This is a genomic window from Sphingomonas sp. BGYR3, from assembly GCF_025153455.1.
Taxonomy (GTDB): domain Bacteria; phylum Pseudomonadota; class Alphaproteobacteria; order Sphingomonadales; family Sphingomonadaceae; genus Sphingomonas.
In genome coordinates, this window is record NZ_JANZNT010000001.1 from 640,901 (window position 1) to 666,997 (window position 26,097).

The 26,097-nt window shown below is 64.3% G+C and carries 25 protein-coding genes; 20 read left to right on the top strand and 5 right to left on the bottom strand.

What is annotated here, in order from left to right:
- Nucleotides 1–110: 110 nt before the first annotated feature.
- Genes NYR55_RS02970 through NYR55_RS02980 form a run of 3 tightly spaced genes read left to right on the top strand, consistent with a single transcriptional unit; the run spans nt 111 to nt 1,935 of the window.
- The gene (locus tag NYR55_RS02970; protein WP_260019755.1) at nt 111–383 is read left to right on the top strand and encodes an acyl carrier protein; all 273 of its coding nucleotides are present in this window, start codon (nt 111–113) and stop codon (nt 381–383) included.
- Entirely contained in the window at nt 380–1,153 is a 774-nt protein-coding gene (locus tag NYR55_RS02975) for a hypothetical protein (protein ID WP_260019756.1), read from the top strand. Before NYR55_RS02970 ends, NYR55_RS02975 begins: the two co-directional genes overlap by 4 nt.
- Nucleotides 1,141–1,935 (top strand): hydrolase 1, exosortase A system-associated, encoded by a 795-nt coding sequence (locus tag NYR55_RS02980; protein ID WP_260019757.1) that lies wholly within the window; start codon nt 1,141–1,143, stop codon nt 1,933–1,935. Before NYR55_RS02975 ends, NYR55_RS02980 begins: the two co-directional genes overlap by 13 nt.
- Nucleotides 1,936–1,939: 4 nt before the next feature.
- Here the strand turns inward: NYR55_RS02980 and trxB are convergent, their stop codons facing one another.
- Nucleotides 1,940–2,905 (bottom strand): thioredoxin-disulfide reductase, encoded by a 966-nt coding sequence (gene trxB / locus NYR55_RS02985; RefSeq protein WP_260019758.1) that lies wholly within the window; start codon nt 2,903–2,905, stop codon nt 1,940–1,942.
- 190 nt (nt 2,906–3,095) lie between these two features.
- Here trxB and bioB point away from each other — a divergent pair, with 190 nt between their 5' ends.
- From bioB to NYR55_RS03015, 6 genes are all read left to right on the top strand, one after another.
- Complete coding sequence (bioB, locus tag NYR55_RS02990) at nt 3,096–4,097, top strand: biotin synthase BioB (RefSeq protein WP_260019759.1); 1,002 nt, start codon at nt 3,096–3,098, stop codon at nt 4,095–4,097.
- 6 nt (nt 4,098–4,103) lie between these two features.
- A complete protein-coding gene (locus NYR55_RS02995) occupies nt 4,104–5,630 on the top strand; it encodes an acyl-CoA carboxylase subunit beta (protein ID WP_260021531.1) in 1,527 nt (508 codons plus the stop codon).
- 94 nt (nt 5,631–5,724) lie between these two features.
- Nucleotides 5,725–6,144: a methylmalonyl-CoA epimerase gene (gene mce / locus NYR55_RS03000; RefSeq protein WP_260019760.1), complete on the top strand. Its 420-nt coding sequence runs from the start codon at nt 5,725–5,727 to the stop codon at nt 6,142–6,144.
- On the top strand, nt 6,144–8,282 hold the full coding sequence (scpA, locus tag NYR55_RS03005; protein ID WP_260019761.1) for a methylmalonyl-CoA mutase: 2,139 nt from the start codon (nt 6,144–6,146) through the stop codon (nt 8,280–8,282). Before mce ends, scpA begins: the two co-directional genes overlap by 1 nt.
- Complete coding sequence (locus tag NYR55_RS03010; protein WP_260019762.1) at nt 8,279–9,103, top strand: alpha/beta hydrolase-fold protein; 825 nt, start codon at nt 8,279–8,281, stop codon at nt 9,101–9,103. The genes scpA and NYR55_RS03010 overlap by 4 nt, the downstream gene beginning before the upstream one ends.
- Nucleotides 9,103–11,118: an acetyl/propionyl/methylcrotonyl-CoA carboxylase subunit alpha gene (locus tag NYR55_RS03015; protein WP_260019763.1), complete on the top strand. Its 2,016-nt coding sequence runs from the start codon at nt 9,103–9,105 to the stop codon at nt 11,116–11,118. The genes NYR55_RS03010 and NYR55_RS03015 overlap by 1 nt, the downstream gene beginning before the upstream one ends.
- Before the next feature lie 6 nt (nt 11,119–11,124).
- On the opposite strand, the gene serB is transcribed toward NYR55_RS03015, so the two are convergent.
- Nucleotides 11,125–12,009, bottom strand: a complete 885-nt coding sequence (gene serB / locus NYR55_RS03020) for a phosphoserine phosphatase SerB (RefSeq protein ID WP_260019764.1) — start codon at nt 12,007–12,009, stop codon at nt 11,125–11,127.
- Here serB and miaA point away from each other — a divergent pair.
- The 5 genes from miaA to ilvC all read left to right on the top strand — a co-directional run bounded on the left by miaA (nt 12,002) and on the right by ilvC (nt 16,631).
- Nucleotides 12,002–12,937, top strand: a complete 936-nt coding sequence (gene miaA / locus NYR55_RS03025) for a tRNA (adenosine(37)-N6)-dimethylallyltransferase MiaA (RefSeq protein WP_260019765.1) — start codon at nt 12,002–12,004, stop codon at nt 12,935–12,937. The two genes, serB and miaA, sit on opposite strands and share 8 nt — an antisense overlap.
- Before the next feature lie 80 nt (nt 12,938–13,017).
- Nucleotides 13,018–14,781: an acetolactate synthase 3 large subunit gene (locus NYR55_RS03030; RefSeq protein WP_260019766.1), complete on the top strand. Its 1,764-nt coding sequence runs from the start codon at nt 13,018–13,020 to the stop codon at nt 14,779–14,781.
- Complete coding sequence (locus NYR55_RS03035) at nt 14,781–14,963, top strand: hypothetical protein (RefSeq protein ID WP_260019767.1); 183 nt, start codon at nt 14,781–14,783, stop codon at nt 14,961–14,963. Before NYR55_RS03030 ends, NYR55_RS03035 begins: the two co-directional genes overlap by 1 nt.
- A complete protein-coding gene (gene ilvN, locus NYR55_RS03040) occupies nt 14,963–15,478 on the top strand; it encodes an acetolactate synthase small subunit (protein ID WP_260019768.1) in 516 nt (171 codons plus the stop codon). The genes NYR55_RS03035 and ilvN overlap by 1 nt, the downstream gene beginning before the upstream one ends.
- Before the next feature lie 133 nt (nt 15,479–15,611).
- Nucleotides 15,612–16,631, top strand: coding sequence for a ketol-acid reductoisomerase (ilvC, locus tag NYR55_RS03045; RefSeq protein WP_260019769.1), 1,020 nt, complete (start codon nt 15,612–15,614; stop codon nt 16,629–16,631).
- 45 nt (nt 16,632–16,676) lie between these two features.
- On the opposite strand, the gene NYR55_RS03050 is transcribed toward ilvC, so the two are convergent.
- Nucleotides 16,677–17,075 (bottom strand): BLUF domain-containing protein, encoded by a 399-nt coding sequence (locus tag NYR55_RS03050; RefSeq protein ID WP_260019770.1) that lies wholly within the window; start codon nt 17,073–17,075, stop codon nt 16,677–16,679.
- Nucleotides 17,076–17,262: 187 nt separating this feature from the next.
- On the opposite strand from NYR55_RS03050, the gene NYR55_RS03055 reads away from it, so the two are divergent.
- Nucleotides 17,263–17,895 (top strand): YceI family protein, encoded by a 633-nt coding sequence (locus NYR55_RS03055; RefSeq protein ID WP_260019771.1) that lies wholly within the window; start codon nt 17,263–17,265, stop codon nt 17,893–17,895.
- Nucleotides 17,896–18,193: 298 nt separating this feature from the next.
- Nucleotides 18,194–19,861, top strand: a complete 1,668-nt coding sequence (gene leuA / locus NYR55_RS03060) for a 2-isopropylmalate synthase (protein ID WP_260021532.1) — start codon at nt 18,194–18,196, stop codon at nt 19,859–19,861.
- A 40-nt stretch (nt 19,862–19,901) separates the two neighbouring features.
- Here the strand turns inward: leuA and folE are convergent, their stop codons facing one another.
- Entirely contained in the window at nt 19,902–20,528 is a 627-nt protein-coding gene (gene folE / locus NYR55_RS03065) for a GTP cyclohydrolase I FolE (RefSeq protein ID WP_260019772.1), read from the bottom strand.
- Nucleotides 20,529–20,752: 224 nt separating this feature from the next.
- On the opposite strand from folE, the gene NYR55_RS03070 reads away from it, so the two are divergent.
- The 4 genes from NYR55_RS03070 to bfr all read left to right on the top strand — a co-directional run bounded on the left by NYR55_RS03070 (nt 20,753) and on the right by bfr (nt 25,578).
- Entirely contained in the window at nt 20,753–23,392 is a 2,640-nt protein-coding gene (locus NYR55_RS03070; protein WP_260019773.1) for a TonB-dependent receptor, read from the top strand.
- A gap of 114 nt (nt 23,393–23,506) precedes the next feature.
- On the top strand, nt 23,507–24,739 hold the full coding sequence (locus tag NYR55_RS03075; RefSeq protein WP_260019774.1) for a DUF418 domain-containing protein: 1,233 nt from the start codon (nt 23,507–23,509) through the stop codon (nt 24,737–24,739).
- Nucleotides 24,740–24,824: 85 nt separating this feature from the next.
- Nucleotides 24,825–25,022 (top strand): (2Fe-2S)-binding protein, encoded by a 198-nt coding sequence (locus NYR55_RS03080; RefSeq protein ID WP_260019775.1) that lies wholly within the window; start codon nt 24,825–24,827, stop codon nt 25,020–25,022.
- Between the two features lie 76 nt (nt 25,023–25,098).
- Nucleotides 25,099–25,578, top strand: a complete 480-nt coding sequence (gene bfr / locus NYR55_RS03085; RefSeq protein WP_260019776.1) for a bacterioferritin — start codon at nt 25,099–25,101, stop codon at nt 25,576–25,578.
- Nucleotides 25,579–25,608: 30 nt separating this feature from the next.
- Here the strand turns inward: bfr and NYR55_RS03090 are convergent, their stop codons facing one another.
- Nucleotides 25,609–26,043 (bottom strand): Hpt domain-containing protein, encoded by a 435-nt coding sequence (locus NYR55_RS03090; protein ID WP_260019777.1) that lies wholly within the window; start codon nt 26,041–26,043, stop codon nt 25,609–25,611.
- Nucleotides 26,044–26,097 lie beyond the last annotated feature (54 nt).

Sequence of the window (26,097 nt, forward strand, 5' to 3'; positions counted from 1 at the left end):
CGGCACGGCCCGCGCCAAGGGCAGGCTTGGCATTGCGTGCATCAGCGGGTAACCGCGCCACCAGTAAAGGCGCGGGCCATCGCGGGTTCCGGCCATCATGGGATTGAGACGTGCCTGACGAAGACTATCAACGGGTCGAAGGCGTGGTTCGGGACGTGCTGCGGGACGTGCTGGCGCTGAACGCGGCGCGTGTCGCCGATCTGGACGCAACGACGCCGCTGTTCGGCGCGATGCCCGAACTGGATTCGCTGGCGGTGGCGGGCGTGCTGACCGAGATCGAGGACCGGCTGGGCATCGTCATCGATGACGAGGATGTGGATGCCGACATGATGGAGACGTTCGGCAGCCTGACCCGATTTGCCGCCGCCCGGGCGCTGGTGTGATCGGCAGCTACACCGTCAAACCCCATCACTGGCCGGGCTATCCCTGGCCGGGCAGCACCGAACCCCTGATCCGCCTTGGCCCCGATGACGGGCCGATGGTCGTGATCGCCCAGCCCCTGTTCGAGGAGGCGAACCGGATGCGTGCGTTCATCCTGGCGGTGATGCGCGATCTGGCGGGGATGGGCATTGCCAGCGCCCTGCCCGACCTGCCGGGCACAGGCGAAAGCGAAACGCAGACCGATAAAGCCAATTATCTGTTGTGGTTATCGGCCTTTGCTGAAGCCGCGCATCAAGCGGCCAAGGGGAACCAGCCGCATCTGCTGACCATCCGGGGCGGCGCGCTGCTGACCAGTTGGACCCCGGCGATCAGCCTGTATCAGTTCGCGCCGGTCGAGGGATCGTCGCTGGTGCGCGATCTGATCCGCGCGCGCCGGGTTGCCGGGACGGATGCGGCGTTCGAGGCGGAGATGGACGCCCTGTTGTCCGGCCCTGCGCCGGAGGGGCCGTTGCCGCCCGTGATGCTGGCCGGCAATGCCATTCCCGGCGACCTGCTGGCGCAACTGAACCATGGTCACGCCCTGTCCGCCGAAACGGAGGATGAAGCGCCGATCGCACGGCGGGTCGCACGCCTGTCCGGCGATGGCGGGGCAGCGGACGTCCGGTTTGCGGGTGCGCCCCTGTGGCGACGGGCGGAACCGCATCAGGATGCGGCGCTGGCCGCCGCGCTCTCAGCCGATGTAGCCGAATGGGTCCGCCGATGCGCCGGCTGATCTCCTTTTCCTGCGCCGGGGAGACGCTGGCCGGCACCGTCGATGCGGCGGATGGGACCACCGGCCTGTTGATCGTTTCCGGCGGCAATGAGGTCCGCTGGGGCGCGCATCGCGGCATGGCGATGCTGGCCGGTGAACTGGCAGCGGCGGGCCATCCCGTATTCCGGTTCGACCGGCGGGGCATCGGCGATTCCACCGGCACCAATGGCGGGTTCCAGGCCAGCGGCGAGGATATCGAGGCGGCCGCAGCGGCGTTCCGGCGCGAATGCCCGCACGTCACGCGCATCATCGGCTTTGGCAATTGCGATGCGGCAACCGCGCTGGCGCTGTTTCACGCGCGGGCGGGGCTGGATGCGCTGATCCTCGCCAATCCCTGGGTCATTCCGGGCGATGGCGACTTGCCCCCGCCCGCCGCGGTCAAGGCCCGCTATGTTGAACGGATGCGCGACCCGCGCCAGTTGGTGCGCCTGATCCGCGGCGAGATCAGCCTGACAAAACTTTTCAATGGTTTAGGCAGCCTTCTTCGCACAAGGAATAAGGATCACGCGCTGGCCGACCGCGTCGCCGCTGCCCTGATTGCGGGCCGGAAACCGCTGACCCTGTTGCTGGCGCGGGGGGACAATACCGCCATCGCCTTTGCCGAGGCATGGCGGGATCCCGCCTTTGCCCCGCTGCGCGGCGAGGCCAGCGTCCTGACGTGCGACACTGCCAGCCACAGCTTTGCCGAGCCCGCCGACAAGCTATGGCTGCGCGACCGTCTGCTCGACGCCCTTCGCGGCTAGGCGGTTATTCGGCGGCCTCGGCCATCGCGAAATGGGCGGCGGCCAGAAAGCGTTCGGCGTCCAGCGCGGCCATGCAGCCGGTGCCGGCGGCGGTCACCGCCTGACGATACACCTTGTCCATCACGTCGCCGCAGGCGAACACGCCGGGGACGCTGGTCCGCGTGCTGCCGACATCGACCTTCAGATACCCGTCCTCGTCCAGGTCCAGATGCCCCTTGAACAGGTCGGTTGCCGGCTTGTGCCCGATCGCCACGAAGCCGCCATCAACCTCGATCGTGGACAGCTCACCCGTCACGGTGTCGCGCAATTCCATGCCGACCAGCCCGGCCATGCCGCCGCCGTCGATGAAGCGAACCACTTCCTTGTTCCACAAGGTCGTGATCCGGTCGCTGGCGAACAGGCGCTGCTGCAGGATCTTTTCCGCGCGCAGGCTGTCGCGGCGGTGGATCAGCGTGACATCCGGCGAATGGTTGGTCAGGTACAGCGCCTCTTCGACCGCGGTATTGCCGCCGCCGATCACCGCAACCTTCTTGCCGCGATAGAAGAACCCGTCACAGGTAGCACAGGCGGACACGCCCTTGCCCTTCAGCAGGTCCTCGCTCTCCAGCCCCAGCCATTTTGCCTGTGCGCCGGTGGCGATGACCAGCGTCTCGCCCTCATACACATCGCCCGAATCGCCGATCAGGCGGAACGGCCGCTGCGACAGGTCGATATCGACGATGGTGTCGTACATCATCCGCGTGCCGACATGTTCGGCCTGAGCCTGCATCTGCTGCATCAGCCAGGGGCCCTGAATGACCTCTGCAAAGCCCGGATAGTTTTCGACATCCGTAGTCGTGGTCAGCTGGCCGCCCGGCTGGATGCCCTGCACCACGATGGGGTTCAGGCTGGCGCGCGCGCCGTAAATGGCGGCGGTCAGGCCGGCGGGGCCGGAACCAAGGATCAGCATCTGGGTCGAATGAGTTGTCATCGTCACGCCTTCGGATTCGTTTGGACGGCATCTAGGGTGACGCAGGGCATCGGCGCAACATGGGATAGGCACCGCCTGCATTCAGCCATAGCTTTTCTGCTCCGGGCCAAAGCACGGCTGCCCCCACCCTTCACAAGTCCGCGTGATCCGATAGAGAGGGCGCCAAGAGAGGAGACCCCCCATTTCCCCCATGCCTGAATCCGTCCGCACCGATTGGACCCGCGAGGAAATCGCCGCGCTGTTCGAATTGCCCTTTGGCGAGCTTCTGTTCCGCGCCCAGACCGTGCACCGTGCCCATCACCAGCCCGACACGGTCCAGATGTCGACCCTGTTGTCGATCAAGACCGGCGGCTGTCCCGAGGATTGCGGATATTGCAATCAGTCCGCCCATGCCGAAACGGGGCTGAAGGCGACCAAGCTGATGGACGTGCGCGCCGTGCTGCAATCCGCGGCGCAGGCAAAGGATCATGGCTCGACCCGGTTCTGCATGGGCGCGGCGTGGCGCAATCCCAAGGACCGCGACATGCCCGCCATTGTCGAGATGGTGAAGGGCGTGCGCGCGATGGGCATGGAAACGTGCATGACGCTGGGGATGCTGACCCCCGCCCAGGCGGCGATGCTGGCCGATGCGGGCCTCGATTATTACAATCACAATATCGACACCTCGCCCGAGCGTTATGGTGACGTCATCACCACCCGCACGTTCGAGGACCGGCTGGACACGCTGGAGCACGTCCGCAGTGCAGGCATCAATGTCTGCTGCGGCGGGATCGTCGGCATGGGCGAGACGCGGGACGACCGGGTCGGGTTCATCCATGCGCTGGCTACCCTGCCCCGTCATCCGGAAAGCGTGCCGTTAAACGCCCTGGTGCCGGTAAAGGGCACGGTGCTGGGCGATATGCTGGCCGATACGCCGCTGGCCCGGATCGACGAGATCGAGTTCGTCCGCACCGTGGCGGCGGCGCGCATCACCATGCCGGAAAGCATGGTCCGCCTGTCCGCCGGGCGCGAGAGCATGAGCGATGCTGCGCAGGCGCTGTGTTTCATGGCGGGCGCGAACAGCATCTTTACCGGCGACCGGCTGCTGACCACGGCCAATGCGGGGGATGATCGCGACGCGGCCCTGTTTGCCCGGCTGGGCGTCACGCCCATGGCGGCCGAAACCAAGGCTGAACTGCAGGCAGCGGAGTAAGTGGCAATGCCCTCCACCATCGAGGAACTGGAACGCCGGCGGGAGGCCGCGCGGATGGGCGGCGGCCAGAAGCGGATCGAGGCCCAGCATGCCAAGGGCAAGCTGACTGCGCGCGAGCGGCTGGACGTGCTACTCGATCCCGGCAGCTTCGAAGAGCTGGACATGTATGTCGAGCATAACTGCGTCGATTTCGGGATGCCCGACACGGTGATCCCCGGCGACGGCGTGGTGACCGGATCGGGTACGATCAACGGCCGGCTGGTGTTTGTGTTCAGCCAGGATTTCACCGTGTTCGGCGGATCGCTGTCCGAACGCCATGCGCAAAAGATCTGCAAGATCATGGACATGGCGATGAAGGTCGGCGCGCCGGTCATCGGCCTGAATGATTCGGGCGGGGCACGCATTCAGGAGGGCGTGGCCAGCCTGGGCGGCTATGCTGAGGTGTTTCAGCGCAACGTGCTGGCATCGGGCGTCGTGCCGCAGCTGTCGCTGATCATGGGGCCATGCGCGGGCGGTGCGGTCTATTCGCCCGCCATGACCGACTTCATCTTCATGGTGAAGGATTCAAGCTACATGTTCGTCACCGGCCCGGACGTGGTCAAGACGGTGACCAACGAGGTGGTGACGCAGGAGGAACTGGGCGGCGCGGTGACGCACACGACCAAGAGCGCGGTCGCCGACCTGGCGCTGGACAATGACATCGAGGCATTGCTGGCGGCGCGCGATTTCTTTGACTTCCTGCCGGCATCGAACCGCGAAGAGCCGCCGGTGCGCCCGTGCGCGGACCCGTGGGACCGGATCGAGGACAGCCTGGACACGCTGATCCCGCCATCAGCCAACCAGCCCTATGACATGCACGAACTGATCGCCAAGACGGTCGATGAGGGCGAGTTTTTCGAGCTTCAGCCTGCGCATGCCGCCAACATCATCATCGGTCTCGGCCGGATCGAGGGGCGGACGGTGGGCATCGTCGCCAATCAGCCGATGGTGCTGGCCGGGGTGCTCGACATCAACGCCAGCAAAAAGGCGGCACGGTTCGTCCGCTTCTGCGATGCGTTCGAAATCCCGATCGTTACGTTTGTCGACGTGCCCGGATTCCTGCCCGGCGTGGGTCAGGAACATTCGGGCATCATCAAGCATGGCGCAAAGCTGCTGTTCGCCTATGCCGAGGCGACCGTGCCCAAGATCACCGTCATCACGCGCAAGGCCTATGGCGGCGCGTACGACGTGATGGCGTCCAAGCACCTGCGCGGGGACCTCAACTATGCCTGGCCCACCGCCGAAATCGCAGTGATGGGCGCAAAGGGCGCGGTGGAGATCATCTTCCGCGGGCGAACGCCGGAGGAGATCGCGGAGCGGACGGCGGAGTACGAGGCCCGCTTCGCCAACCCGTTCGTCGCGGCGAGCAAGGGGTTCATCGACGAGGTGATCATGCCCCACTCCACACGGCGGCGCATCGCGCTGGGGCTACGCAAGCTGCGGGGCAAGAGCCTCGAAAACCCGTGGAAGAAGCATGACAATATTCCGCTGTGAATAAGCGCAGTTGTTTGATTGTAAGGCTGTTTACCGCGGCGGCCTTTGCGCGGATGTTTTACAGCGGAATGTTTATGCACGGAGACCCCGTCGAATGATCCTCGGTCGCCTGAACCATATCGGCGTTGCGACGCCGTCCATCGCGGACAGCATCGCGTTCTACCGCGAGGTGATGGGCGCGAGCCGGATCCACGAACCCTTCGACCTGCCCGCACAGGGGGTGAAGGTGTGTTTTGTCGACACCCCCAATACCCAGATCGAGCTGATCGAACCGCTGGGCGCGGATTCGCCGATCCACGGGTTTCTGGCCAAGAACCCGGCCGGGGGGCAGCATCACCTGTGCTATGAAGTGCCCGACATTCACGAAGCCAAGGCATGGTTCGAGGCGAAGGGCGCCCGCGTGCTGGGCGAACCGCGCATCGGCGCGCATGGCACGCCGATCTTTTTCGTCCACCCGCGCGACATGGGCGGCGTGCTGACCGAAATCATGGAGACGCCGAAAGGCGATCATTGATGACCGATAAACCCACCCCCGCCGACTGGGCCGCGCTGGCCGACAAGGAAGTGAAGGGCCGCGACCTCACCTGGCAGACGCCAGAGGGGATTGCGGTCAAGCCGCTCTACACTGCCGAGGATGTGGCCGGCATCGATCCCGGCCTGCCCGGCTTTGCGCCGTTCACGCGCGGGGTGCGGGCCAGCATGTATGCCGGCCGGCCATGGACGATCCGGCAATATGCGGGATTTTCGACGGCCGAGGAATCCAACGCCTTTTACCGCCGCAACCTTGCCGCCGGGCAAAAGGGGCTCTCCGTCGCCTTCGATCTGGCCACCCATCGCGGCTATGACAGCGATCACCCGCGCGTCACCGGCGACGTCGGCAAGGCGGGCGTGGCCATCGACACGGTCGAGGACATGAAGATCCTGTTCGACGGCATTCCGCTCGACAAGATGTCGGTCAGCATGACGATGAACGGCGCGGTGATCCCCGTGCTCGCCTTCTTCATCGTCGCGGCGGAGGAACAGGGCGTCGATCAGCGGCTGCTGGACGGAACGATCCAGAACGACATCCTCAAGGAGTTCATGGTCCGCAACACGTACATCTATCCGCCAGAGCCATCGATGCGGATCATTGCGGACATCTTTGCCTATACTTCGGCGCATATGCCGAAGTTCAATTCGATCTCGATCAGCGGCTATCACATGCACGAGGCCGGTGCGACGCAGGTGCAGGAGCTTGCCTTCACCATCGCCGACGGCATCGAATATGTCCGGCGCGGGGTGGAAAGCGGGCTGGATATCGATGCGTTCGCCGGGCGGCTTTCGTTCTTTTTCGCGATCGGCATGAACTTCTTCATGGAGGTGGCGAAACTGCGCGCCGCCCGCTTGTTGTGGCACCGGGCGATGACGATGCTGGGGGCGAAGGACGAGCGGAGCAAGATGCTGCGCACGCATTGCCAGACCAGCGGCGTTTCGCTGACCGAGCAGGACCCGTACAACAACGTCATCCGCACGACGGTGGAGGCGATGGCGGCGATGCTGGGCGGGACGCAGAGCCTGCACACCAACGCGCTGGATGAAGCCATCGCGCTGCCCACCGATTTTTCGGCCCGTATTGCCCGCAACACCCAGATCGTGTTGCAGGAAGAAACCGGCATGACCCGCGTGGTCGACCCGCTGGGCGGCAGTTACTATGTCGAGGCGCTGACCAGCGAACTGGCCGACAAGGCATGGGAAATCGTCGAGCGGGTCGAGGCGGAAGGCGGCATGGCGAAAGCGGTTGCCGCCGGATGGCCCAAGGCGATGATCGAGGAAGCGGCCGCCGCCCGGCAGGCGCGGGTCGACCGGGCCGAGGATGTGATCGTCGGCGTCAACAAATACCGGCTGGCGAACGAGGACCTGCTGGAAACGCTGGAGGTCGATAACGCCGCGGTGCGGGAATCGCAGATCGCCCGGATCAACACGGTCAAGGCGAAGCGCGACGAAACGGCGGTCGAGGCTGCGCTAAATGCCATTCGGGACGGCGCGCGGGGCGATGGAAACCTTCTGGCACTCGCCGTCACGGCGGCGCGCGCGCGGGCGACGCTTGGCGAAATCTCTGCCGCGATGGAGGATGTGTTCGGCCGCTACGCTACCGTTCCGACCCCGGTTCGCGGCGTCTATGCCGCGCCCTATGCGGAGGATGACCGCTGGGCACAGGTGACGGCGGGCGTGGATGCCGTCGCCCGGCGGCTGGGGCGCCGCCCCCGTCTGCTGGTCGCCAAGATGGGGCAGGACGGGCATGATCGCGGCGCGAACGTGATCGCATCCGCCTTTGCCGATCTGGGGTTCGAGGTGGTCAGTGGCCCCCTGTTCCAGACGCCGGAGGAAACCGTCGTCCTGGCACTCGACAGCGGGGTCGATGTGGTCGGCGCGTCATCCCTTGCGGCCGGCCACAAGACGTTGATCCCCGCACTGATCGCCGGACTGCGCGAGGCGGGGCGTAGCGATATCAAGGTGATCGCCGGCGGCGTCATTCCGCCCCAGGATTACGACTATCTGCGCGATGCGGGGGTTCAGGGCATTTATGGCCCGGGCAGCAACGTCGTCGAATGTGCGGCCGATGTCCTGCGCCTGCTGGGCCACAACATGCCGCCGGCGGAGGTCGATGCGTGATTGCCCCGTTGCGCCATGCGTTCTGGCTGCTGGCGCTGGCCTGCTGCGCCTCGTCCGCCAACGCGCAGACGCAACCGGCAGCGACGCCGATCGTCATCGGTCAGTCCTATCGGCTGGACAGCCGGGCAATGCCCACGCCGCGCACGATCAATGTCTGGCTGCCACCATCCTATGCCGCCGGGAACAGGCGCTATCCCGTCCTCTATCTGATCGACGGCGGGGTTGATCAGGATTTCCACCACATCACGGGGCTGGTCCAGCTGGGTTCCGTCAACGGGACGACGCGGGACGTCATTGTCGTGGGGATCGAGACTGTCGACCGGCGCAACGAACTCGCCTTTCCCACGACGGATGCCAAGCTGAAGGCGGACTATCCCACCGCCGGAGACAGCGCGCGGTTCCGCCGGTTCATCGCCGCGGAGGTCAATCCCTGGGTCGAGCGCAGCTTTCGGACCGATGGCATGGACACGGTGATGGGGGAATCGCTTGCCGGCCTGTTCGTCGTCGAAACGCTGCTGCGTCAGCCCGCGCTGTTCGATCAGTATATCGCGATCAGCCCCAGCCTGTGGTGGGACAACCAGTCGCTGCTGGCCGCCGCCCTGCCGATGTTGCCGGGCACGGCGGGCAAAACCCTGTGGCTGAGCGTTGCCAATGAACAGGGAATGGGCGTTGCGCCCTTTGCCGACCTGCTCCGCGCCAACGCACCAAAGGGTCTGACATGGACGTTCGCGCCGATGCCGGGCGAAACCCATGCCACCATTTATCACGGCGCGTCGATGATCGCGCTGCGCCAACTGTTTGCACAAGCCGAGGCTGAATGATGTTCAAGAAGATCCTGGTCGCCAATCGCGGCGAAATCGCGTGCCGGGTGTTCCGCACGGCCAAGCGGATGGGGATTGCGACGGTCGCGGTCTATTCCGATGCCGATGCACGCAGCCCCCATGTGCTGATGGCGGACGAGGCAGTGCGGCTCGGCCCGGCGCCTGCTGCCGAAAGCTATCTGAAGGCGGACCTGATCCTGGCCGCGGCGCAGGCGACGGGCGCGGACTGCATCCATCCCGGCTATGGCTTTCTGTCGGAGCGGGAAAGCTTTGCCCGCGCCTGCGCCGATGCGGGCATCGCCTTTGTCGGGCCGCCGCCGGGCGCCATCGCGGCGATGGGCGACAAGATCGAATCCAAGAAACTGGCCAAGGCGGCGGGCGTCAACGTCGTGCCCGGTTATCTGGGCGAGATCGCGGATACCGAAGAGGCGGTGCGGATCGCCAGCGACATCGGCTTTCCGGTGATGATGAAGGCATCGGCGGGCGGCGGCGGCAAGGGGATGCGCCTTGCCTGGTCCGAACAGGATGTCCGCGACGGGTTCGAGGCGACGAAGCGCGAGGGGCTGGCCAGTTTCGGCGACGACCGTGTGTTCATCGAAAAGTTCATCGAAAGCCCGCGCCACATCGAAATTCAGGTACTGGGCGACCAGCATGGCAACATCCTGTATCTGGGCGAGCGCGAATGTTCGATCCAGCGGCGGCACCAGAAGGTGGTGGAGGAAGCGCCCTCCCCCTTTGTCACGCCGGAGATGCGCCGGGCGATGGGCGAACAGGCGGTCGCGCTGGCCCGCGCGGTCGGCTATTTTTCGGCCGGGACGGTCGAACTGATCGTCAGCGGCGCGGATACCAGCGGCAAGAGCTTCTACTTCCTGGAAATGAACACCCGGCTTCAGGTGGAGCATCCGGTGACCGAGGCGGTGACGGGTATCGACCTTGTTGAACAGATGATCCGCGTTGCGGCCGGCGAGCGGCTGGCGTTCGGTCAGGACGATATCCGGCTGAATGGCTGGGCGATCGAGAACCGCGTCTATGCCGAGGATCCGTATCGCGGGTTCCTGCCGTCGACCGGGCGGCTGGTCCGCTATGCCCCGCCATCGGCATCCACCACGCCCTATGGCGCTCCGGATTCCGCCGGCGCCTATATCCGCGTCGATGACGGCGTGGCCGAGGGCGGCGAGGTATCGATGTTCTATGATCCCATGATCGCCAAGCTGATCACCTGGGCCCCCACGCGCAACGAGGCCGCCGACCTGCAGGTGCAGGCGCTGGACGGGTTTCAGATCGAGGGGCTGGGCCAGAACATCGATTTCCTGTCCGCGCTGATGCAGCATCCCCGATTCCGGTCGGGCGCGCTGACCACCGGGTTCATCGCAGAGGAGTATCCGGAGGGATTCTCGGGTGCACCGACTTCGGCCGAACTGACCCGCGCGCTGGCGGCGGTTGCGGCTGGGCTTTCGTTCACGACTGCGGGCCGCGCGCGACAGATTTCGGGACAGCTTGGCACTGCGCCGCTGCCCTCATCCGACTGGACCGTCAGGATCGGCGGGGAGGATCACGCCGTCACCCTGGCTGAGGGCCATGCGACGGTCGATGGCGAACGGGTCGAAGGCACGATGCACTGGCAACCGGGCGACCGGATGGTGACCGCCACGGCCAATGGCGACACACTGTCGGTGAGGGTCAAGCGCACGCGCACCGGATGGCTGTTGACGACGCGCGGTGCCGTTCACCGGGTCGAGGTGCTGCCCGCGCATATCGCCCCCTATCGCCGGCACATGATCGAAAAGGTCCCGCCGGACATGAGCCGGTTCCTGCTGTGCCCGATGCCGGGCCTGCTGACCCAGCTGCACGTCGCGCCCGGCGACAAGGTGGAGGCCGGTCAGCCGCTGGCGGTGATCGAGGCGATGAAGATGGAGAATATCCTGCGCGCCGAAAAAAGCGCGGTGGTGAAGGCTGCGAACTTCGCGCCGGGCGACAGCCTGGCCGTCGACGCCGCGATCCTGGAGTTCGAATAGGCCGGTTCAGCCGGCGGCCCATTCCCACCGGCTGACCCCCTGAGCATAAAGCAGGGCGGTGAGGTCACCGGCATCGACGCGCATCTGCGCGGCGGCAGCGACCACCGGCTTGGCATGATAGGCGACGCCCAGCCCCGCCCGCTTGATCATCGCTAGGTCGTTCGCCCCGTCGCCCACGGCCAGCGTCTGTTCGGGCTTCAGTCCCAGTTCGGCCGTCGCGGCGGCCAAGGTCGCTTCCTTGGTCGCCGAATCCACGATGGGTTTGGCCACCGCCCCGGTCAGCTTGCCGTCCGCGATCAGCAGTTCGTTGGCGATCATCCGGTTGAACCCGATCCGCTCCGCCACCGGCCCGGCAAAGCGGGTAAAGCCGCCGGAGATAAGGATGGCCGTCGCGCCCCAGCCGCGCATCGTGCGGACCAGTTGCTGTGCGCCGGGCATGATCCGCACCCGTTCGGCGAGGCACTGTTCGATGGCGCTTTCGGACAGCCCGGCCAACAGGGCGACGCGCGCGTCCAGTGCCTCGGCAAAATCAAGTTCGCCGCGCATCGCCCGCTCGGTCACTTCGGCAATCTGCGGCTTGATCCCGGCATAATCGGCCAGTTCGTCGATGCACTCGACCGTGATCATGGTGGAATCCATGTCGGCGACGATCAGCCGCTTGCGCCGGTCCGGACCATCGGGCTGCACCGCGATGTCGATGCCGGGAAAGGCAAGTTCCAGGTTCAGGCGCGCGGCATGGGGATTGACCATGAAGCGGATGTCACCCGCCACGCCCTCGTCAATCCATTGCCGGACGGACGGAGCGCAGCCGGCCCCCGCCAGCCGATCCATCGCAGCGGAAAAATCCCCCTCGCTCAGACGATCCGATGCTATCAGCGTGGCGATGAACATGTCTTCCGGCCCTTCCCTTCCCCGCGTCGCGCTCATCGCAGGGCCGACCGCCAGCGGCAAGAGCGCAATCGCGCTGGAACTGGCACGGCGGCATAACGGCGTCGTCATCAACGCCGATGCGAGCCAGGTCTACGCCGATCTGCGTATCCTGTCCGCCCGACCGACCGAGGCCGAGGAAGCACAGGCGCCGCATCGGCTGTTCGGCCATGTCGACGGGGCGGATGCCTATAGCGCGGCGCGCTATGCCGCGGATGCGCGCGCGGCGATCGACCAGGCGGTCGCCGCCGGTCGATTGCCGATCCTGGTCGGTGGCACAGGGCTGTACCTGCGTACCCTGATCGACGGGATAGCACCGGTGCCGGAGATCGACGCCGCCATCCGGGCGGAGGTGCGCGCCATGTCCGTTGCGGCGGCGCATGACCGGCTGACCGCGGCGGACCCGGACGCGGCGGCGCGCCTTCACCCCGGCGACACGACGCGGGTCGCGCGCGCGCTGGAGGTAAAACTGTCCACCGGCCGGACGCTGGCGGAATGGCAGGCGCAGCGGGAGGGCGGGATCGGGGGCCACATCGCCCTGATCGCCGCCGTCCTGTTGCCCAACCGGGAATGGCTGACCGCACGGTGCGATGCCCGGCTGGCAGCGATGTTCGATGGCGGCGGCGTGGACGAGGTGGAGCGGCTGCGCCTGCGCCAGCTGGACCCTGCCCTGCCCGTCATGCGCGCGATCGGCGTGCCGGAAATCGCCGCGATGCTGGACGGCACGATGACCCGGGCAGAGGCGATGGACCGCGCCATGCTGGCCACCCGCCAATATGCCAAGCGGCAATATACCTGGTTCCGGAATCAGCCGCCCGCCGGGTGGGATCGGCTCGAAACGAATGAAAAAACTGTCGCCATTGGCTATTTTGAAACTAAATTACACGTTTAGAGGTTGACGCGTTTTTTTTATGTCATTAGCAGCGCGGTCTCACATCTGATATTGCAACTGCGAAATTGTGGAGGCGTACCGTGACCGAGAAGAGTGGAGCCGACATCCTGGTCGAGGCGCTGATCGACCTCGGCGTGGAGGTCGTGTTCGGCTATCCGGGCGGGGCGGTGCTTCCCATCTATGATGCGCTGTTCAAGCAGAATGCGGCCCCCGGCCGGCGTCAGATCAAGCATATCCTGGTCCGCCACGAACAGGCCGCCACCCACGCGGCAGAGGGCTATGCCCGGTCCACCGGCAAGCCCGGCGTCGTGCTGGTCACGTCCGGCCCCGGTGCGACCAATGCGGTGACCGGCATTGCCGACGCGCTGATGGATTCCATTCCCATGGTCGTCATCACCGGTCAGGTGCCGACGACGCTGATCGGATCGGACGCGTTTCAGGAGGCCGATACCGTCGGCATCACGCGCCACTGTTCGAAGCACAATTATCTGGTCAAGGACCCGGCAAAGCTGGGCGACGTGGTGCATGAGGCGTTTCACATCGCCACCCAGGGTCGGCCCGGCCCGGTCGTGATCGACATTCCCAAGGACGTTCAGGTCGCCACGGCGAAATATCGCAAGCCCGGACCGATCCAGCACAAGACATATCGCCCGCAGGTGAAGGCCGATCCCGCCCTGATCGAGACGGCGGTCGAGATGCTGGCGGCGGCGGAACGGCCGATCCTGTATACCGGCGGCGGCGTCATCAACTCCGGCCCGGCGGCAACGCAGCTGCTGCGCGAACTGGCCCGGATCACCGGTGCGCCGGTCACCTCCACGCTGATGGGCCTGGGCGCCTATCCCGCGACGGGCGAGCAGTGGCTGGGCATGCTGGGCATGCACGGCACCTATGAGTCCAACTGGGCGATGAACCAGGCGGACCTGATCCTGTGCCTGGGCGCGCGGTTCGACGACCGGGTGACCGGTCGGCTGGACGCGTTTGCGCCGAATAGCAAGAAGATCCATGTCGATATCGACCGGTCGAGCATGAACAAGACCGTCCGGGTCGACCTGCCCGTCGTCGGTGATGTCGGACTGGCGATGGAAGACATGCTGAAGGTGTGGAAGGCGCGGCAGACGCCGAAACCCGACCTGTCGGCATGGTGGGCGCGCATTGCCGAATGGCGGGCGGTCCGCTGCCTCGATTTCCCCGCTTCGCGCGAAGAGATCATGCCGCAGCACGCGATCCGCGCGCTGTACGAGGCGACCAAGGCGCGCCAGCCGATCATCACGACCGAGGTGGGCCAGCACCAGATGTGGGCCGCCCAGCATTTCGGGTTCGACGCGCCGAACAAATGGCTGACCAGTGGCGGCCTTGGCACCATGGGCTATGGTCTGCCCGCGGCCATCGGGGCGCAGTTGGGCAATCCGGGCGCGCTCGTCATCGACATTGCGGGCGAGGCGTCCATTCAGATGAACATTCAGGAGCTGGCGACGGCGACGCAGTATCGCCTGCCGGTCAAGATCTTCATCCTGAACAACGAATATATGGGCATGGTCCGCCAGTGGCAGGAACTGACCTATGAAAGCCGCTATGCGGAGAGCTATTCGGACAGCCTGCCCGATTTCGTGAAGCTGGGCGAAGCCTATGGCTGGAAGGGCATCCTGATCGAACGGCCGGATCAGCTGGACGACGGCATCGCCGCGATGCTGGACCATGACGGTCCGGTGATCGTCGATTGCCGCGTGGCAAAACTCGCCAACTGCTTCCCGATGATCCCGTCGGGCGCGGCGCACACCGAAATGCTGCTGCAGGCGGCAGAGGTGTCGGGCACCATGGACGACGAAGCGAAGGCGCTGGTGTGATGCTCGAGCTACTGTCGTTCTTTGCACTGTTCGTCGCGCTCGTGCTCTGCGTCGTACGAACTTATGTCGAATTGCGTTCCCGACGCTTCTGGTGGGCGAGTGCTGCGTTCGTTGGCGCATTGGGAATCTTGACCGCCCCGTTCCCGAAGCAGGTCGTCACCATTACACTGCCGAGCAACTGATGCACATCAAACAGGAAATTGCCGAGCGGCACACGCTCGCCGTCATTGTCGATAACGAGCCGGGGATTCTGGCGCGGATCGCCGGGCTGTTCACCGCGCGCGGCTATAATATCGAAAGCCTGACGGTCAGCGAGATCAGCGACGACGACGCGATCAGCCGGATCACGATCGTCACCAGCGCGTCGGCGCCGATGATGGAGCAGATCATCGCCCAGCTCGACCGGCTGGTGCCGGTGCATAAGGTGACCGACCTGTCGGCGCTAGGCCCACACGTCGAGCGCGAGCTGGCGCTGGTAAAGGTGCGCGGCACGGGCGATCACCGGATCGAGGCACTGCGCCTCGCCGAAGTCTATCGTGCCCGCGTGGTCGATGCGACGACCGAAAGCTTTGTGTTCGAGGTGACGGGCGGCACCGAAAAGCTCGACAAGTTCGTGGAGCTGATGCGCGAGCTTGGCCTGGTCGAGATTGCCCGTACCGGCATCGTCGCCATCGCCCGGGGAAAAGAGGCGGCTTGATCTATTGTTGAAACCAGCCGTCACCCTGAACTTGTTTCAGGGTCCATCCCGCCATATGCGGCTGTGCCGCTGCGGACCGATGGATGCTGAAACACGTTCAGCATGACGGCATCACAAAGGGGACTGACTTCAAATGCGTGTCTATTATGATGCCGACGCCGATCTGAACCTGATCACCGGCAAGAATATCGCTATCCTGGGTTATGGATCACAGGGTCACGCCCATGCGCAGAACCTGCGCGACAGCGGCGTGCCCAACGTCGCCATTGCGCTGCGCCCCGGATCGCCGAGCGCGGTGAAGGCGGAGGCCGCCGGGTTCAAGGTGATGGCCAATGCCGATGCCGCCGCATGGGCCGATATCCTGATGATCCTGGCGCCCGACGAGCATCAGGCGGACATTTATGCCAAGGACCTGCACGCCAATCTGAAGCCGGGCGCGGCGCTTGCCTTTGCCCATGGCCTGAACGTGCATTTCGGCCTGATCGAGCCGCGCGCCGATGTGGACGTCATCATGATCGCGCCGAAGGGCCCCGGCCATACCGTGCGCGGCGAATATCTGAAGGGCGGCGGCGTCCCCTGCCTGATTGCCATTCATCAGGACGTGTCGGGCAATGCCCATGACGTCGCCCTTGCCTATGCCAGCGGCGTCGGCGGTGGGCGTTCGGGGATCATCGAGACGAATTTCCGCGAGGAATGTGAAACCGACCTGTTCGGCGAACAGGCCGTGCTGTGCGGCGGCACCACCGCGCTGGTCCAGGCCGGGTTCGAAACGCTGGTCGAGGCCGGTTACGCCCCGGAAATGGCGTATTTCGAGTGCCTGCACGAACTGAAGCTGATCGTCGACCTGATGTATGAAGGCGGGATCGCCAATATGCGCTATTCGATCAGCAACACCGCCGAGTTCGGCGACATCCGCACCGGCCCGCGCATCATCACCGAAGAGACGAAGAAGGAAATGAAGCGCGTGCTGGCCGATATTCAGTCGGGCCGGTTCGTCCGCGACTTCGTGCTGGACAACCGCGCCGGTCAGCCGGAGCTGAAGGCCAGCCGCGGCGCGGCCCGTCGGCACCAGATCGAGGAAGTGGGCAGCAAGCTGCGCGGCATGATGCCGTGGATCGGTGCGAACAAGCTGGTCGATCAGGCCAAGAACTGAGGAAAAGCAGCTTGGCTCGCCGTGCCCTTCCTGTCCCCGCTGGGATCAGGCGGCGCGGCGGGCCTGGGCAAAGCCCTCGAACGTCGCCCGGACGGCGGGTGAGGCCGGAGCGACCATGGCATGGACCCGTTCGACGAACACGTCGCGGGCAACCCTGTCGTGAAGATGCGCCATTGCCCAGTTGCCAAACTGGCGTTCGCTGATTGTAGCCCGGGCAAGGATGACCGTGGCGCGGTGCCGCGCGTCCTTACTGATCCGGGCAAAGGTGGCCTCTACCGCGGCCTGTGGCCCTTCCAGCACCTGCAGAAATCGACCGCCATCGGAATAGAGCAGGCCGGTGATGCCATCGCGCTCGTTGTTTCTGCGCGAAACCGTCAGGATGTCCGAAATGTCGCGAGTACCAAGGTTGGCGCGAACCGAACTGACATAGACGATCTGAAGCATGACTGGCCGACCTTGCACTAAACGCAGCCCAGGCATTTAGCCAGACGACCGGTTAATAAACCATGTTGATCGGCGGATTCGACCGATTGCCTACGACGGAAAACAGCAAGTTTCCAAGGCATGGCTGGACGGATGGGATGGCGTGCCACACATACCGATTTCTGGTTCATCAACAAGAGGCTCCCCCATGCGTAAAGTCCTGATCCTTGCGGCGCTCGCCGCGTCCGCCCCGCTGATGGCGCAGTCCGCGCCGCAGCTGCCCGGCGCCGTCGACGCATCGCGCGTCACCGGGGGCACCTATGCCGCCGATCCCGGCCATTCGCTGATCGGCTGGGAAGTCAATCACTTCGGCTTCAACGACTATTTCGGCATCTTTGGTGATGTGTCGGGCACGCTGACGCTTGATCCCAAGAACCCCGCCGCCGCCAAGGTGGACGTGACCATTCCGGTGTCCAAGGTGACGACCGCCAGTGCCGGCCTGACCGGGCATCTGCTGCGCGCCGGCAAGGACGGGGGCAAGCCGGACTTCTTCGGTGCCAATCCCGCCGACGCCAAGTTCGTGTCGACCAAGGTCGTGCCGGGCGCCGATGGCAAGTCGGCCACGATCACCGGCAACCTGACGCTGAACGGCGTGACCAAGCCCGTCACGTTCGAAGCCGAGTTCACCGGGGCCGGCAACAACCCGTTCAACAAGAAGGAAACGATCGGCTTTGAAGCTGAAACCAGCATCAAGCGGAGCGATTTCGGCGTGAACTACGCGCTTCCGGTCGTGTCGGACGAGGTTGAACTGGACATCTCGATCGCATTCGAAAAGCAGTAATCGGATCGGGGGTGGCGATCGTTTCGCCACCCCCCTGTTTCAAATCATGTCGCCAAATGACGGATCGACGTCATAAAATTGCCCACCGATAGATTTTCGGGCTGGACAATAATGCCCCCCGCACGTCATAGCGCGGAGCATGATCGCGGCACGGCTCAACACCCTCCTACGACTTATCCGCCCTTAGGCGGTGTGTTTTCGCGCGCTGTCGCGCCGCCTGGGGGATGATCGAAAGAGCCAATCAGCCGCAACGCATTCGCACGGCGCAGCCGCGTGCCAATGACGGAACACCATGACCATGCTCCGCGATCCTTCGACGAAATACCGCCCCTTCCCCACCATCGACCTGCCCGACCGGCAATGGCCGGGCCGGACGATCACCCGCGCCCCGCGCTGGCTGTCCACCGACATGCGGGACGGCAATCAGGCGCTGATCGATCCGATGGACAGCGAGAAGAAGCAGCGTTTCTTTGACCTGCTGGTCGGGATCGGACTGAAGGAGATTGAGGTCGGTTTCCCCAGCGCCGGTGCCACCGAGTTCGATTTCATCGCCGGGCTGGTCCGTTCGGGCCGCATCCCGGACGATGTGACGGTGCAGGTGCTGACCCAGGCGCGGCGCGACCTGATCGAGGCGAGCTTCGACAGCCTGGACGGCGTGCATCGCGCCATCGTCCATGTGTATAACGCGGTGAGCCCCGCGTGGCGGCGGATCGTGTTCAACATGGACCGCGCACAGGTGAAGCAGATCGCCGTCGATGCCGCTCGGATGCTGGTCGACAATGCCGCAGCGCGCCCCGGCACCGACTGGCATTTTCAGTATTCGCCCGAAACCTTTTCGACCGCCGAACTGGAATTCAGTGTCGAGGTGTGCGCAGCCGTGATGGACGTTATCCGGCCGACGGTGGATCGCCCGCTGATCCTCAACCTGCCCGCCACGGTCGAATGTGCAACACCGAACGTCTATGCCGACCAGATCGAATGGTTCTGCCGGAACCTGCCCAACCGGGATGCGGCGGTCATTTCGCTGCACACCCATAACGACCGCGGCACAGGGGTGGCAGCGGCAGAGCTGGGGCTGATGGCCGGGGCCGACCGGGTCGAGGGGTGCCTGCTGGGCAATGGCGAGCGGACGGGCAATTGCGATCTGGTGACGGTGGCGCTGAACCTCTACACGCAAGGTGTCGATCCGGCGCTAGACCTGTCCGACATCGATACCATCGTGAACACGGTGCAATATTGCACCAACATCCCGGTGCACCCCCGCACGCCCTATGCCGGTGACCTGGTGTTCACCGCCTTTTCCGGCAGCCATCAGGACGCGATCAAGAAAGGGTTTGCGGCTCAGGAAGCGCGCAACGACGGCCTGTGGGAAGTGCCCTATCTGCCCATCGATCCGGCCGATCTGGGACGCAGTTATGAAGCGGTGATCCGCGTCAATTCCCAGTCGGGCAAGGGCGGCGTTGCGTGGGTGCTGGAACAGGATCAGGGGCTGAAACTGCCCAAGCGGCTGCAGGCCGATTTCAGCCGCCATGTCCAGGCGTTGGCCGATGCCACCAGCCGCGAATTGAACGCCGCCGACATCTGGGGGTGTTTCCAGAACAGCTATCGCCTGACCGGGCCGCAGCATTTCACGCTGGAAGCGTATGAGGAAACGCGCGCCCCCAATGGCGACCGCGTATTTGCCGGCCATGTCGGCATGGGCGGCGAATTGCGGTCGGTCAGCGGCCGGGGCAATGGCCTGATCTCGTCCGTCGTCGCGGCGCTGAACGAAGCGGCCGGCCTGTCGCTGGATGTTGCGGATTACAGCGAGCACGCCATCGGCAAGGGGTCGGGCACCCGCGCTGCCGCCTATGTCGAATGCGTCGACGCCGATGGCCGTACCCATTGGGGCGTCGGTGTGGACGAGGATATCGCAACGGCCAGCGTCCGCGCGGTCATTTCCGCCGCGAACGCTGCCCGCGAATAACCGGGGCGATCGCCGGGCCGATCCGCCCGGCTACCATCCCTTAACCCTGGCCCATCAGTGCGAGCACTTCCTTGCGGCTGCGCTCGTCGTCGCGGAACACGCCCATCATCCGGCTCGTGCTCATCGACACGCCGGGGGTGCGTACGCCCCGCGCCGTCATGCAGGCATGGGTCGCCTCGATCACCACGGCGACGCCGCGCGGTTTCAGGTTGTTCCAGATGCAGTCCGCGACCTCGGCAGTCAGGCGTTCCTGCACCTGAAGCCGCCGGGCATAGCCGTGGAGGACGCGGGCAAGCTTTGAAATCCCGACCACCCAGTTCTGGGGCAGATAGGCGATGTGCGCCTTGCCGATGATCGGGGCCATGTGATGCTCGCAATGCGACTGAAACGGGATGTCCCGCAGCAGCACGATATCGTCATAGCCGCCCACTTCCTCGAACACCCGCGACAGGTGATGGGCCGGATCCTCGGCATAACCGGCGCAATATTCCCGCCAGGCACGGGCCACCCGTTTCGGCGTATCCTGCAGGCCTTCACGGGTCGGATCGTCGCCAGCCCAGCGAATCAGCGTGGCGACCGCCGCGGCGACATCGTCCGGTACGGGAATCTTGGGCGGCGAAGCGACCAGATCGCCGTTGCCAAAACCGTCTTCATCATGATCCGCCAAATTATGCACTCCTGCTGGCAACTGCCGCTACGGCAGGGCGGCAGATGGGCAGTGGTTTCGCAAATGCAACTGTCGCGACCGGGAAACATCGGGAAAACGTCGTATTTTCCACATGCTAAATTCCATTGACCTGTCAATTTTTCGCGCGTTAGCTGCGCGACAATCACCAGAAGCAGCCGACCGGGCGACAGATCCCAGGCGGCCGACAGCAGAGAGGACGCCGCATGAAAACCCGTCATTATGTCGCAGTCAGCACGATGGCCCTGCTCGCATTCGCCGCAGCCCCTGCGGCTGCACAGGAAGCAACCGCCCCCGTGCCGCAGGAAGAGGAATTTGAATCCGCCGGCGACATCATCGTCACGGCGACGCGCCGCGAGCAGTCGATCCAGGAAATCCCGATCGCGGTGACCGCCGTCCCGCAATCGCTGCTGCAGAATGCGGGCGTTCAGGATATTCGCGGGCTGGAGCAGCTTGCCCCATCCATCCAGTCGTCGACCGGCCAGTCATCGGCCACCGGCACCACCCTGTTCATCCGCGGCATCACCACGGCAGGCGACAATCCGGGGTTCGAACCGGCGGTCGGCGTGTTCATCGACGGCGTCTATCGCGCGCGGGCCGGCGTCGCCGTGTCCGAACTACCGCAGCTGGAGCGGGTCGAGGTGCTGCGCGGACCGCAGGGGACGCTGTTCGGCCGCAACACCTCTGCCGGCGCTCTCTCCATCTTTACTGCCAAGCCGAGCTTTGACCTGGGTGGCTATGCTCAGGCGACCTATGGCAATTACAACCAGATCGAACTGGAAGGCGCCGTCACCGGGCCGATTTCGGAAACGATCGCCCTGCGCATCGATGGCGGCTATCGCAAGCGCGACGGGTATATCGAGGATGTGAACAGCGACCGGTCGATCAACGACATCAATCGCTATTATGTCCGCGGTCAGGCCCTGTTCGAAACGACCGACGTCACTTTCCGCCTGATCGGCGATTATTACGAAACCGATGAAAATTGCTGCGGCGCCGTGAGTGCAGCACGGGTCGGCGGGGCGGCCAACCCGACCCCGCTGATCGACGCGATCGCCGGGGCACAGGGGCTGGACGGCGTGTACACCGGCGATCCGTCGGAACGCCGCATGGCCGTGTCGCCGAACCGCGCCTTTACCGAAAAGGTCCGCGACTATGGCGTTTCCGGCGAACTGAACTGGGATCTGGGCGGCGTATCGCTTACCTCGATCACCGCCTATCGCCAGTGGCGGGCGCTGCGCGATCAGGACATTGATTTCTCCGGCATCGATCGCGCCTATCGTGAGGATTATCTCAACGAACTGGGCACCATCACGCAGGAACTGCGCCTGCAGGGTTCGGCATTCGACGGCGGCCTCGACTGGCTGGTCGGCGGCTTTTATCTGAACGAAACCAACAAGCTGCGCGATACGGTGCGGGTCGGCAACGACGCCAATCGATATGTCGATTCGATCTTTGCCAACGGCCTGCGCGCCAGCTTTGGCACGCCGCTGCAATTCTATGGATCGCTTCCGGGCACGCCGCTGCTCGGCCAGGCGCTGCTCGGCACGCCGACCGGCAACTTCCCCGCCGCGCTGCAGCCGCTGGTCACCCTGTTCAAGGGGCAGGCGGGCGTTCAGGCGGTGCCCGGCGTAACGCCGATCCCCGGCCTGCTGGCGCTGGCGACATCGCCCCTGCCCGCCGCCGTTGCCGGTCAGGGCAACAACAATGACGATTTCCGCGTCAAGACCAACGCCGTCGCGCTGTTCACCCACAATATCATCAATTTCACGGACAAGCTGTCGCTGACGCTCGGCGCGCGCTGGAATTATGAAAAGAAGGAGCTGGACGCGACGATCAACAGCAACACGGGCAGCTGCGGCTTTTTCAATCAGGTGCGTAGCGGCAACGCAGCCGCCAATGCCTATGCGTTCGTGCTGCGCCAGCTGGGCGTGTACAACAATCTGTTCCTGCTGAGCTGCAACCCGGCGCTGAACAGCGAATTCAACGGCACCTACAGCGACGATTTCAGCGACAGCCAGATCACGGGTACGGCCAAGCTGGCGTACAAGATCAACGACGATGTCCTGCTGTACGGTGGTTATGACCGCGGGTTCAAATCCGGCGGCTACAACATGGATCAGGCCACGTTCGACAGCGTGCAGCTGGGCGGCAACGGCGCGCAGGCCAGCGACCTGCAGTTCGACGGGGAAACCGTCGATGCCTATGAAATCGGCCTGAAGACATCGCCGCTGCGCGGCCTGACCTTCAACATCGCGGGCTTTTATTCCAAGTTCAACAACCTGCAGTCGCTGGTGTTCAGCGGCAACAATTTCGTCGTCCAGAATGTCGACAGCACGACCAGCAAGGGCGTCGAGGTGGAAACCACGATCCAGCCCGATCGCAACCTGCTGATCCGCTGGGGCTACAGCTATATCGATGCCAAGTATGACGAGAGCAACGATTTCGCCGGCACCCCGTTGCAGGGTCAGGAAGGGCTTCAGCTGCTCAACCAGCCCAAGCATACGGTGACCATCGCCACCACCTGGACCCCGGAGATCGGCAATGGCGTTCACGCTCTGGTCCATGCCGACATGCGCTATAATTCAGAGGTGAACCTGAATTCGACCGCGCCCAACCCGGTGACGGGCGAGACGGCGCTGCGCAATCAGGGCTATCCGCTGATCAATGCCCGCCTTGGCATCCAGAACAGCGATGGCTCGCGCGGCCTTGAATTCTTTGTCGAGAACCTGACGAACGAATTCTACTACATCACCAGCTTCCCCGTGCCGGAGCAGACGGGAAATATCGCCGGCTATCCCGGCCTGCCCCGCTTTTACGGGATCCAGGCTCGCTTCGGCTTCTGAACCGGGCAGTCAGCACCGACCAGACAGGAAGGGCGCGCCACTGCGGCGCGCCCTCTCTTGTATCCATCCCTGATTAGTGCGTAATTCGACCCCGCATTACGGGGGGATGGTGGAATGACGACGGGCGCAGCGCGCTATTCTGGGCTGGATGCCGTGCGCGGTGTCGCGGTGATGGGCATCCTTTTGATGAACATCGTCGCCTTTTCCATGCCTCAGGCGGCCTATTTCAACCCCTATGCCTATGGCGGGACGGATCCGGTCAACCTGGGCGTCTATCTCGTCAATTTCGTGCTGTTCGATGGCAAGATGCGCGGTCTGTTCTCTTTCCTGTTCGGCGCGTCGATGCTGTTGATCGCCAAACGCGCTGCCGAAACCGGTGGTAGCGCCGCTCGCACCCATTATCTGCGCATGGCGTGGCTGTTCGCCTTTGGCATGGCGCATCTGCTGCTGATCTGGTGGGGCGATATTCTGAACCATTATGCGCTGATCGGCTGCATCGCCTTTCTGATGCGCTATTTCAGCGTGCGGCGGCTGATCTGGGGCGGCGTCGGCCTGTTGGTCGTCCAGCTGCTCGTCGTTCTGCTGCTGCTCGGGATTGCAGCGGCCGTCACCCAGCCTGACGCCGCACCGGAAGTGGCCAAGGTTGCAGGCGAACTGCGCCAGTCTTTCGGCGTCCCGCTGCCTGGCGAGATTGCCGATGCCCTTGCGCTTAACCGGGGCAGCTATGCCGGCCTGATCGCCTATCGGATCGACAAGTTCCTGTTCACCCCCATCGGCGGCCTGCTGCAATTCGGCTGGGAGACGCTGGCCTATATGATGTTCGGCATGGCGGCGTTCAAATCCGGCCTTTTGACCGGCGAATGGCCCGCATCGCGGCTGCGGCGCACGGCGCTGATCGGCTTTGGCATCGGCCTGCCCGCGTATGTCGGCATTGCCTACATCATGGTGCATTATGATTTCGGCATGGTGCCCGTGATCGGCGCGGCGAACGTGCTGACGGTGCCGTTCCGCCCCCTGATGATCCTGGGCTGGGCCTGTGTCATCGTCGACCTGACCAGCCGTGACGGGCCGCTGACCCGCCGCCTGGCTGCCACCGGCCGGATGGCGTTCACCAATTACCTGATGACCAGCATCGTGATGACGACGCTGTTCTATGGCTATGGCTTTGGCCTGTTCGGCTATCTGAACCGCTGGCAGATCTATATTCCCGTGCTGGGCATGTGGGCAGCCATGCTGATCTGGTCGCCGCTCTGGCTTAGCCGGTATCGGTTCGGACCGTTCGAATGGGCGTGGCGCAGCCTGGCGCGCTGGCAGGTTCAGCCGATGCGCGGACCAGCCATCGCCTGAGCCGGAATTATTGATAACGCCTCTCATTTCTTCTTGCGAGAAGATCGCAGTAGCGTTAGCGTTCCCTCAACAAGCGAGGGATTCGATGATCGTCTGCGTCTGCAATGTCATCCGCGAAACCGAACTGGAACAGGTCGCCCGGATGGGTGCCGGAACGGTTGCACAGGCCTATCGCGCGCTGGGCAAGCAGGCGAAATGCGGTCAATGCACTTGCTTCGCACGTCAGATTATCGATTGCGCGCGTGCAACTGATTGCCAGTCTCAGCTTCAGAAAGTGGCTTGAATCCGCCATTTTCGGGCTGTTTTTTGCCCGACATCGCCGCTAGGATACGCGCCGTAACAGCAAGGATATCGGCGCAATGAAGGGTGATCCCAAGGTCATCGAATTTCTGAACACGGTGCTCAAGAACGAGCTGACCGCGATCAACCAGTACTGGCTGCATTACCGGCTGTTGTCGCACTGGGGCGTCAAGAAGCTGGCTGATTACGAGCGGCACGAATCCATCGACGAGATGAAGCACGCTGACTGGGTGTCCGAACGCATCCTGTTCCTGGACGGCCTGCCCAATTTCCAGATGCTCGGCCGGCTGCGCATCGGCGAGACGGTGGAGGAAATCCTGAAGGCCGACCTTGCGCTGGAATATGATGCGGTCAAGGATTTGAAGGACGCGATCGAACATTCCGAAAGCGTCCGCGATTATGTCAGCCGCGACCTGTTCCGCCGCATCCTCGACAGCGAGGAAGAGCATATCGACACGCTGGAAACCCAGTTCGAGATGATCGAACGCATGGGGCTTCAGAATTACATTCAGCTCAATTCAAAGGCGGAAGAAGCTTGAACCGGCAGACCCGGTAAAGGCCCCGAACGATCAGGCGGTGGGCATCGCCCGCCGCCCGAACCCCTGCGGCTTGCGCATGACGAGCGGGTTGGCCTCTCGCTCCAGCAGGGCCAGCGTCGCCTCGAACAGTGGGCGCAGCTGGACGATATGTTCCAGCGCCGCAGTCGGGCTGTCCTGGTTTTCGACGCTGAGCCGGGCGATGGATTCGATCGTTTCGGCAAGCTCGCCCAGCGGCTCTGCGCCAAACTGACGGGATTCTCCCTTCAGCGTGTGGGCGGGGATGACCATGGCGGTGGCATTTTGCGCCCGCATCGCCGCTTCGATCGCCGCGACGGACTTGGTCCCGTCTTCACGGAAATAGCCGAGGATGCGGACGAAATTGGCGCCAAGTTCCGTCCGCGCCTGAGAAAAGGCGGTCCAGTCAACCAGGGCGTCCGGCCCGTTTTCCCCCATCGGATACTCCATCCGCGTGTCTAAAACCTCAGCCGGTGTAACGCCAAAAGCGTAATCAGACGGTTA

Coding starts and splice junctions, on each gene's coding strand:
- ilvC (WP_260019769.1), top strand. CDS start 15,612: ATGCGTGTCTATTATGATGCCGACGCCGATCTGAACCTGATCACCGGC.
- NYR55_RS03015 (WP_260019763.1), top strand. CDS start 9,103: ATGTTCAAGAAGATCCTGGTCGCCAATCGCGGCGAAATCGCGTGCCGG.
- NYR55_RS03035 (WP_260019767.1), top strand. CDS start 14,781: ATGCTCGAGCTACTGTCGTTCTTTGCACTGTTCGTCGCGCTCGTGCTC.
- NYR55_RS03090 (WP_260019777.1), bottom strand. CDS start 26,043: ATGGAGTATCCGATGGGGGAAAACGGGCCGGACGCCCTGGTTGACTGG.
- mce (WP_260019760.1), top strand. CDS start 5,725: ATGATCCTCGGTCGCCTGAACCATATCGGCGTTGCGACGCCGTCCATC.
- trxB (WP_260019758.1), bottom strand. CDS start 2,905: ATGACAACTCATTCGACCCAGATGCTGATCCTTGGTTCCGGCCCCGCC.
- scpA (WP_260019761.1), top strand. CDS start 6,144: ATGACCGATAAACCCACCCCCGCCGACTGGGCCGCGCTGGCCGACAAG.
- miaA (WP_260019765.1), top strand. CDS start 12,002: ATGAACATGTCTTCCGGCCCTTCCCTTCCCCGCGTCGCGCTCATCGCA.
- bfr (WP_260019776.1), top strand. CDS start 25,099: ATGAAGGGTGATCCCAAGGTCATCGAATTTCTGAACACGGTGCTCAAG.
- NYR55_RS03075 (WP_260019774.1), top strand. CDS start 23,507: ATGACGACGGGCGCAGCGCGCTATTCTGGGCTGGATGCCGTGCGCGGT.
- leuA (WP_260021532.1), top strand. CDS start 18,194: ATGCTCCGCGATCCTTCGACGAAATACCGCCCCTTCCCCACCATCGAC.
- NYR55_RS02995 (WP_260021531.1), top strand. CDS start 4,104: ATGCCCTCCACCATCGAGGAACTGGAACGCCGGCGGGAGGCCGCGCGG.
- NYR55_RS03050 (WP_260019770.1), bottom strand. CDS start 17,075: ATGCTTCAGATCGTCTATGTCAGTTCGGTTCGCGCCAACCTTGGTACT.
- bioB (WP_260019759.1), top strand. CDS start 3,096: ATGCCTGAATCCGTCCGCACCGATTGGACCCGCGAGGAAATCGCCGCG.
- NYR55_RS02980 (WP_260019757.1), top strand. CDS start 1,141: ATGCGCCGGCTGATCTCCTTTTCCTGCGCCGGGGAGACGCTGGCCGGC.
- serB (WP_260019764.1), bottom strand. CDS start 12,009: ATGTTCATCGCCACGCTGATAGCATCGGATCGTCTGAGCGAGGGGGAT.
- NYR55_RS03080 (WP_260019775.1), top strand. CDS start 24,825: ATGATCGTCTGCGTCTGCAATGTCATCCGCGAAACCGAACTGGAACAG.
- ilvN (WP_260019768.1), top strand. CDS start 14,963: ATGCACATCAAACAGGAAATTGCCGAGCGGCACACGCTCGCCGTCATT.
- NYR55_RS03070 (WP_260019773.1), top strand. CDS start 20,753: ATGAAAACCCGTCATTATGTCGCAGTCAGCACGATGGCCCTGCTCGCA.
- NYR55_RS03055 (WP_260019771.1), top strand. CDS start 17,263: ATGCGTAAAGTCCTGATCCTTGCGGCGCTCGCCGCGTCCGCCCCGCTG.